The organism is Micromonospora sp. LOL_024 (assembly GCF_048060415.1).
GTDB lineage: Bacteria > Actinomycetota > Actinomycetes > Mycobacteriales > Micromonosporaceae > Micromonospora.
Window position 1 is genome coordinate 1 of record NZ_JBHMIS010000158.1, and the last position, 919, is coordinate 919.

At 61.2% G+C, this 919-nt stretch carries 1 protein-coding gene; it reads left to right on the top strand.

Annotated elements, in window-relative coordinates:
- Window positions 1-741: hypothetical protein (locus ACFHWY_RS28695; RefSeq protein WP_416583357.1), on the top strand; the 741-nt coding region annotated here is incomplete at its 5' end.
- Window positions 742-919: the final 178 nt, after the last annotated feature.

Here is a 919-nt window from a genome sequence, read left to right on the forward strand (position 1 = left end):
GGAACCTACCAGCCTCCACGAAGGACCAGGACCGGACCCGCCACAGACCTATCCAGTTACGGTTGGAGATGGGACGTCGACCTCAATTACGCGAAGCGCAAGCAGATCACCGACCTGCTTAACGCTTCCGATTTCCTCAAGGTGCCAGCCGTCTACACGCTCTACTGCGGCGATCTTGCATATCGTCCTGATCTTACCTGCGGCGGAGGCCACACCTCTGACGCTCTCGACCGGTGCCACCGATCTGCTGTTTGCGCCCTGCCTGCCCTGATCGCCAGCCAGCTCGCTACTTTCACCGCGCTCGACTCGCCAGGCCAAGCCGCCATTGAAGCCTACCAGTATGCGTCCCCTTTGGAGGATCTCGCCGACACCGGCTTGGGGACATCGCTCATTGACGATCTCAACCTTCAACACCTCGACGGCGAATTGCTGGAGTTCCTGACCCAGCCGCAAGGCATGCCGCGTGACATCGCCAAGAAGATCTTCGGCATGGTGTCGAGAATGCGATCGGGCCAGTTCGCTTTGGCGGTTCGCGAGCACCAGCGGGTTGACGAGGATGCGGTTGTCTTCGAGGATCTCCCGACGGACCGAGGGCATTTCGGCGTGCCATACTTTGATCATGTTCTGCGAGGTCTCCGTCGCCAACCCCCGGACTATCTTGTCGCGATAGCGAATGGTGAGGACCCTCCGCCGTGGCTGTCCGGGCTCGTGGCGGGGATTGTGCTGTTCGATGCGGCGTGACGCTGCTGAGTACGAGGACGTCAGTAAGGAATACGGCACCGCATAACCTTCATCGCAGCCCTGAAATCGGCGCGACGCTTGTATTGCTCGGGCTGAGGCAGTTCGTCCTCTCCCCGTGGCCAGGGCCTTTGCAAGTTCCGGGGTCGTGCGGCTGGTCGGGTTGTGACCGGTTGGGGTG